7 protein-coding genes and 1 pseudogene are annotated in these 6,773 nt (G+C 63.5%); 4 read left to right on the forward strand and 4 right to left on the reverse strand.

Annotated elements, in window-relative coordinates; translation table 11 throughout:
- On the reverse strand, positions 1-483 hold a 483-nt coding region (locus RT91_RS13425; protein WP_035187679.1), incomplete at its 3' end, for an IS110 family transposase.
- Positions 484-645: 162 nt separating this feature from the next.
- Between RT91_RS13425 and RT91_RS13430 the strand changes: the two genes are divergently transcribed.
- Positions 646-1,473 carry a class I SAM-dependent methyltransferase gene (locus tag RT91_RS13430; protein WP_035187680.1) on the forward strand — a complete coding sequence of 276 codons (828 nt, stop codon included), beginning with the start codon at positions 646-648 and terminating at the stop codon, positions 1,471-1,473.
- A gap of 57 nt (positions 1,474-1,530) precedes the next feature.
- Here the strand turns inward: RT91_RS13430 and RT91_RS22820 are convergent, their stop codons facing one another.
- Positions 1,531-1,659: a hypothetical protein gene (locus tag RT91_RS22820; RefSeq protein WP_256363801.1), complete on the reverse strand. Its 129-nt coding sequence runs from the start codon at positions 1,657-1,659 to the stop codon at positions 1,531-1,533.
- A gap of 156 nt (positions 1,660-1,815) precedes the next feature.
- Here RT91_RS22820 and RT91_RS13435 point away from each other — a divergent pair, with 156 nt between their 5' ends.
- Together RT91_RS13435 and RT91_RS13440 are read left to right on the forward strand one after the other, a co-directional pair.
- Positions 1,816-2,034, forward strand: coding sequence for a hypothetical protein (locus RT91_RS13435; protein WP_035187682.1), 219 nt, complete (start codon positions 1,816-1,818; stop codon positions 2,032-2,034).
- A gap of 43 nt (positions 2,035-2,077) precedes the next feature.
- Positions 2,078-2,746 (forward strand): SOS response-associated peptidase, encoded by a 669-nt coding sequence (locus RT91_RS13440; RefSeq protein WP_035187683.1) that lies wholly within the window; start codon positions 2,078-2,080, stop codon positions 2,744-2,746.
- Between the two features lie 48 nt (positions 2,747-2,794).
- On the opposite strand, the gene RT91_RS13445 is transcribed toward RT91_RS13440, so the two are convergent.
- Complete coding sequence (locus RT91_RS13445) at positions 2,795-3,835, reverse strand: YncE family protein (protein WP_035187684.1); 1,041 nt, start codon at positions 3,833-3,835, stop codon at positions 2,795-2,797.
- Between the two features lie 377 nt (positions 3,836-4,212).
- On the opposite strand from RT91_RS13445, the gene RT91_RS13450 reads away from it, so the two are divergent.
- Positions 4,213-5,853 (forward strand): EAL domain-containing protein, encoded by a 1,641-nt coding sequence (locus tag RT91_RS13450; protein ID WP_035187685.1) that lies wholly within the window; start codon positions 4,213-4,215, stop codon positions 5,851-5,853.
- Between the two features lie 668 nt (positions 5,854-6,521).
- Here RT91_RS13450 and RT91_RS13455 read toward each other — a convergent pair.
- Positions 6,522-6,773 (reverse strand): annotated as a pseudogene (locus RT91_RS13455) (IS110 family transposase); the annotation flags it as partial.

Consider the following 6,773-nt stretch of genomic DNA (forward strand, 5'->3'; position numbering starts at 1 on the left):
AAGCAATGCTGAGACGTTCGCGCAGCCCTTGGCGGCAACGATGCCAAATTCCGCCGCGTGCCCCCGCAACGCGTTGATCGCCTGGGTTCGTTGATTCACCAAGAGTTCCCGGTGCTTCACGATGATTGCTGCCGCTTGCTCATCCACCGATTTGACCGGAACCGTGCGCATGGTCGGGCGGGATGCTGCCTCACTGATCGCTTCTGCGTCGTTGCGATCATTTTTACTCCGCTTCACGAAGGGCTTCACATATTGCGGTGGGATCAACCTGACCCGGTGGCCCATACCGCCCAACACCCGCCCCCAGTGGTGCGAGCCTGCGCAAGCTTCAAGAACCACCTCCGTCGGAGCCAATTTGACGAAGAACGGTTCAACCTGAGCCCGCCTGATCTCGCGCCGCAGTAACGGGCGCTCCTGGTCATCGACCCCATGGATCGTAAAAACATGCTTGGACGTGTCTATAGAAATCCGCTTAAATTCCATTGGGCGGCCCTTTCATTAGGTTCGTTGTTCGACCCTATTGGCACATTGGATGCCGTTGGGCCGTCCACCCCAACAGAAATCAACGCCAATGGGAATCCCCTCGCGATTCAGACCGGTCGAAAGCCGCTCTAGAACATGTGCCCACAAGTTCGTGAGGGCGTCATGTCCACGCCTGCCGATGCTGCCATCCAGCTCCATAATCTGCGCGCCGCGGCGATCTGGAACGCTGCCGGTGATGCCTACGAGGAAATCAGTCGGGGTATCGCTGATTCAATTGATCATGCGGTTCGCCGCCTCGCGCCAAGTCCGGGAGAAAGAGTGCTCGACGTTGCCACTGGCACAGGTTGGACTGCGAGATCCGTAGCCAGAAGCGGCGCGATCGTGTCAGGTGTTGATCTCGGGGTCGACCTAGTCGCAGCCGCCCATAATCGGACACGGGCGGAAGGTCTCAATGTCGACTATCGCGTCGGGGACGCCGAGGCCCTTGCCTATGATGATGCCACGTTTGACGCGGCAATTTCCACCTACGGCGTGATGTTCGCCAGCCGTCCTGAGGCAGCCGCCGCCGAACTGGCCCGCGTCACGCGGCCGGGCGGCCGCCTCGTGCTCACGACGTGGAGGCCCGACAGTTCGGTCTTCGGCATGTTCCGTGTGATGCGCGAGTACATGCCGCTGCCCCCTGATCCTGCGCCGCCATCACCATTCGAATGGGGGCGTGAAGACCGTGTCGCCGCGCTGTTGGGGGAGGCATTTGACCTCGAATTCGAGTCCGGCACTTCAGTCTACCGTGTGGCGGATGGCGAAACCGCATGGTCTACGTTTGTCCATGGATATGGTCCTACGCGCACCCTAGCCGCTAGTCTTGATGAAAGAAGGCGCGCCGACCTTCAGCGTACATTTGTCGAATTTCACGACAACTTCCGCGATGGTGCCGAGATCGTGGTGCCCCGCGAATACCTGCTTTCCTATGGCACAAGGCGCGGGGACTGATCCACAAATCGGGCGCGCTGCGGTCACTCAGCCAGAACTGGGCGCATCTGGTGTTCGCTACCCGAAATACACCCGGAACAGGGCGAACAAGACGAGGCCGATCAGGCTTGTGCCGCCCATGAGCAGCACGGCTATGGCTTCCGGCTGATTGTCAGATTTCGATTTATGCGGATGGGCTTGAGGCATTGAATGTCTCCTGTCCAGGCGCTCTCCCGAGGCATGGATATAGGTTCAGATTCGCGCAGTTCCAGATCCGCACCGCCCGGCCGACACCGCCACCCGCTTGTCTCCCGATCGCTCTGGAGTCATCACTCCCAAGCGGAACAAAAACGGAACATAATATTGCCCTTCTATGCGGTGCGCATCCGCGACCTAATCGCGCCGCGCGCGGTGATCGAGGCGCAATGCAAGATATGCCGGCAGCGCGGCGAGCTTGATCCGTGCGACCTGCTCGCGTCGAGCAAGGCGAGCGAGCAGCTCCGTCACGTCGCCGAGCGCCTGATCTGCAAGGGCTGCGGCATCCGGGGCGAAGCATTCATCACGCTCCGCGGGCTGGACTAGCGGACAATGGCGCCGGGCGTCGCCCGCGCCTATCCTGTGCCCCATGTGCGGCCGCTTCGCATCCACAACCCCGCCGGAGGCCGTTGCCCGGAGGTTCAAGACCACCGGCCAAGTGCCGAACGCGGCGCCATCATGGAACGTCGCGCCCAGCCAGCCGGCCATGGTGGTGCGACGGCATCCGGAGACCGGCGAACGGCGCCTCGACCTCCTGACCTGGGGGCTTGTGCCACACTGGACGAACGACCTCGCCAAGGCCCGCAAACCGATCAACGCAAGGGCTGAGACCGTCGCAACGTCGCCCATGTTCCGCGAAGCCTTCCAACGACGGAGGTGCATCGTGCCGGCGGATGCGTTCTACGAGTGGCAGGCGCAGGAGAGTGGCCCGAAACAGCCCTATGCGATCGCCAGGCGCGATGGCGAGATGCTGGCCTTCGCCGGCATCTGGGAGGGCTGGCACGGCCCAGCCGGCGAGATCCTCCGGACCTTCGCGATCATCGTCACCGCGGCGAATGAGGACATGGCGCCGATCCATGACCGGATGCCTGTGATCATCGAGGAGCGGAACTGGCCGGCATGGCTGGGCGAGGAGGATGGCGACCTCGGCGCGATGCTCCACCCCGGCGCGGCCGGACTGCTCCGCATCTGGCTGGTGAGCGTGCGGGTGAATCGGCCTGCGAACAACGGACCGGAGCTGCTGGAGGCGTCGCAGTGAAGGCTTAACGCCGATCGCTTAGCACGATCGGCGCGGCGCGGGGTCAACTCAGGACGCGTTGGCGCGGATCACCAACACCCGGAAACTGCCCGGCCTGAATTCCCGCCTCGGGTAGGTCTTCCCCGGTGCCGGTGGCAATACGCGCTCTTGTTGGGCCGTCGACAGGTATGCCGTCCTTGTCGCAGCATCAAAGGTCAGTGTCCTTGCGCCCGGCTCGGTTCTGAGCCGCTGGATGACGCGGTAACCATCCTTGCTTGAAGCGCTGACGACGCTCAGCGTGCCATCGATGCTCGGGGCGAGGACCAGCGCATCCCGCGCATCGTAGCGCACAGCATCCGTGAAAGCAGGCAACGGCAATGAGGCGACTACCTTGCCGCGGCGCACGTCGACCACTGCAAGAACATCATTCCGGCAGGACACGAATAGGCGCATCTCTGCCCGGTCGATCGCGAGGCCCGTCGGTCCCTTGCACGCCGGCGCGACATTGACCTCTCGCCTTATGCGCATGGCACGAGGATCGATCACCGCAATCCGGTTCGCGGAATTCAGGTTGAGGTACACGCTGCCGCGCCCGTCGGCGACAAGGAATTCCGGATCGGCATGAAATGGCAGCGATCCCGCCACCGCTCCGCTTGCGGGATTGATCGCGATTAGCTTCTGGCTGACCTCATTCGGCACAAGAACGCGCCGCGAAGCTGGATCATAAGCGATGGCATCCGGCCCCTTGCCAACGTCGATGGTCCGGACCGTACGCAACGTCTTCAGATCGAACATGGTCACGGTGCCGGCAACACCCGCCGTCGCGAATCCATGGCCGAATAGCGGAGCAAGGGCGATGCCATGCGCGCCCCGCACATTGCTGATCGTGCCAACCAGGCGATCGGTGCGGGTGTCGATCACGTCGACCCGGTCACCCTGTGCGGCAAAGATCCGATGCGCCGACGGCTCGCTTGCGAGGTAATCCCATTTGACGGGACCAGGCACCGCGATCTGGCCAACGACCTTGAACACGGGGGTTGCGGCGCGCGCCTGTGACGCTGAACAAAGGGCGGAAATGAGGGCGGCAGCGAGAAAGCTCGACTTGATCATGAAGGATCCGTTTCAGGTTGATGGAGTTGTGGCAGTTCCCGATCGGAGGTTTCTACGCAAGCCGTATTTGCTGGGTTTCATCGGAACGTAACAGCGGATCTGGTGTTTCGATTGGCTGTATGCGGCGCAACCCGGGAATCGGTGAGGTATGGCTGCTGCAGCACAAGCCGCCACCGGGGGCCGCACCGATAAGTCGTCCACATGTAATGCAGTGAGCCAGGTGATTGAGCGGTTCACTCGTATCCCCGCTGTCGGTCACCTGGTTTTGGGTTTCCTCGCATCGGCTCTCGTTCCGCTTTACTAAGGATTAACCGAATTTCTGGATAGTGCGGCGAGGAGCCGCCGCCTGGCGACGGCCTGGGCGGAGTTCGAACCGGATGCTGAATACCGAAGCCGCCACGACCACGCTGCGGCTGGAACGGGACAGATACGCGCTTCTGGCGTTCTGCTGGGGCGACCTGCTTCTCACCCTCGATCCGCGCCTCAGGATCGAGACCGTCTCCGGCGCGAGCGAGGCGCTGACCGGATTGTCCGAGTATGCTTGGACCGGCCGGAAATTCACCGACCTGATCGCGGAAAAGGACCGCGGCCGCATTGCCGCGGTGCTCGAGACGCTGACGCCGACGCGCCGGGCGCTGGCGGGGACGATCCGCCTCGCCGGGCGTGAAGGCGCCACCGGGACACGGGTGAGCGTGGCCGCGCACCGGCTCGATACCGGGCGGGATGCGATCTTCGTGTCCATGCGCATGCTGGCGGAGGACGCGCCGGACGAGCCGGAAGAGATCGAGGAGGTGCCGCGCCTCGCCGAACGCCTCGCCGCCGCCAGCGCGCAGGGGGCGGAAATGACGCTGTTCGCGATCCCGGAGATCCCGCGGGATACCGGCGGGCCGCTCGGCGAGACACTCGATGACCTGCTGCGCGCCCATTCGCTCGGCGGCGACACGGCGATGCGGCTGGATTCGAGACATTATTCGGTGCTGCACGAGGCGGGGCGGAGCTTCGGCCCGGTGATCCACCAGATCGAGGCGATGATCCATGCCGCCGATCCGACGGCGCCGCCGCCGCGGATCGAGTCGATGACGCTGCCGATGCAGGCGGAGGGGATGAGCGAGAGCGACCTCGCCCGCGGGCTGGTCTATGCGATGCACCGGTTCGGCGAGGGCAGCGAACTGTCGCTGCACGAGGCGGGGCAGCGGCTGCGCGAGCGGCTGAGCGACGCGATGGGCAGCGTGACGCGGCTGCGCCGCGCGATCGATGACGGGGTGTTCGGCATCGCCTTCCAGCCGATCGTCGATCTCTACAGCGGCGCGATTGATCACTTCGAGGCGCTGGCCCGGTTCGACCAGGCAGGCACCGGCTCGCCCTTCGAGACCATCCGGCTCGCCGAGGAAACCGGGCTGATCGAGGATTTCGACCTCGCGATGGCGCGCAAGGCAGTGTCCTGGTTCAGGACGCTGCCGCTGAACAACGAGAATATCTGCCTTGCGGTCAACATTTCCGGCCGGTCGATCAACAGCGCCGCCTATGCCGAGGGGCTGCACCGGCTGCTGGAGGAGAACCACTGGCTGCGCCGCCGGCTGTCGTTCGAGATCACCGAAAGCGCGCAGATCGCCGATCTCGACGCGGCGAACGGCTTTATCCAGGGGCTGCGGCGGCGCGGCTTTAGCGTGGCGCTCGACGATTTTGGCGCCGGCGCCGCGTCGTTCCGCTATCTCTCGGCGCTGGAGGTCGACGCGGTGAAGTTCGACGGCGCGGCGATCCGCCACGCCCAGCGGGCGCAGAAGGGCCGCGCCTTCCTCAGCGCGCTGACCGAACTGTGCCGGCGCATGGGGATCTCGACGGTCGCCGAGATGATCGAGACGCCGGAGGCGCTGGCCTTCGTGCGGGATTGCGGCTGCAATTTCGTGCAGGGCTACCTGTTCGGCCAGCCGGCGGCGGAGATCGGCCGGTTCGCGCAGTTGCCCAATCGTGGCCTGCTGGTGCCCCTGCAGCGACCGCGAACTGTGGCACACCATTGAGAGGATCGACGTGCTGACCCACGAGGCAAAGCAAGCGTCGCGCGAAGCTGGACTGAAGCAGAACCTGCACCGGCAAATGTAACATTACATACAAATTGTTGCATCCGAAACGGTGTGGTGAGACAGTGATAGCATTATTTGCGTGCATAATAATTCGCTTGGTTTGCAACTCGTGCGATAGGGAGGGGATCCATCAATGCCCCTTCGCATCTTATACGCGGCTGGTAAGCTGACGCTCTTGTCGTCGGGTGCTATCGTTCTGCCTCCTGAAATGCGGCTTATTCCGGTCACCGCTGAGCAATTGAGCCGCCGAGGGTCAAGTTTCATCGTCGAGATTAGCCCGCTCTCATGTTCGCCATTTCAAGCTGCAGGCAAGAGATTTCTTCTGCTTGCTGATGAGCAAGCAAGCGGTTCGGTTTGACTGCGACTGGGTAAGGCTGGAGGCGCAATCCCGAAACGACGGTAGATCATCCTCTGATACGCGGATTGGAACCGCAGGACCTGATGCGTCGTGGAGCTGCCTCGGTCTAGGGACCAGCGTCGGAAAGTCCCGGCTGATAGTGGCTGCGAGGGTTCTCCGGCCGTGACCGCGCCTCCAGCCTTGCCCGGCTGCAGATGGGTTTGATCAGTGTGGGCACCTCCCGGGTATGCTTCGAATATCCGATTGTTCAGCCGGCCGCGATTTCGGCCTTCCGTGCGATGGCCCAGATAAAGCCGGCCAACTCGCGGGCAATCGCGGTGGTGACGACATTGGCCTGCTTGCCGGTATGGGTCAGGCGGCGATAACGCCGACAGAGGCGCAACTGCGCCTTCCAGGCGATCTCGCGGATCGGCCGGGGCAATCCTTCCTGGCGCAACAGCAATTCCCGGCTGACCCGGGCGGGATGTCGGTAACTCCAGGCCGCCTCGATCAACATCCG

It is taken from the genome of Acidiphilium sp. JA12-A1, from assembly GCF_000724705.2.
GTDB classification, from domain to species: Bacteria; Pseudomonadota; Alphaproteobacteria; order Acetobacterales; family Acetobacteraceae; genus Acidiphilium; species Acidiphilium multivorum.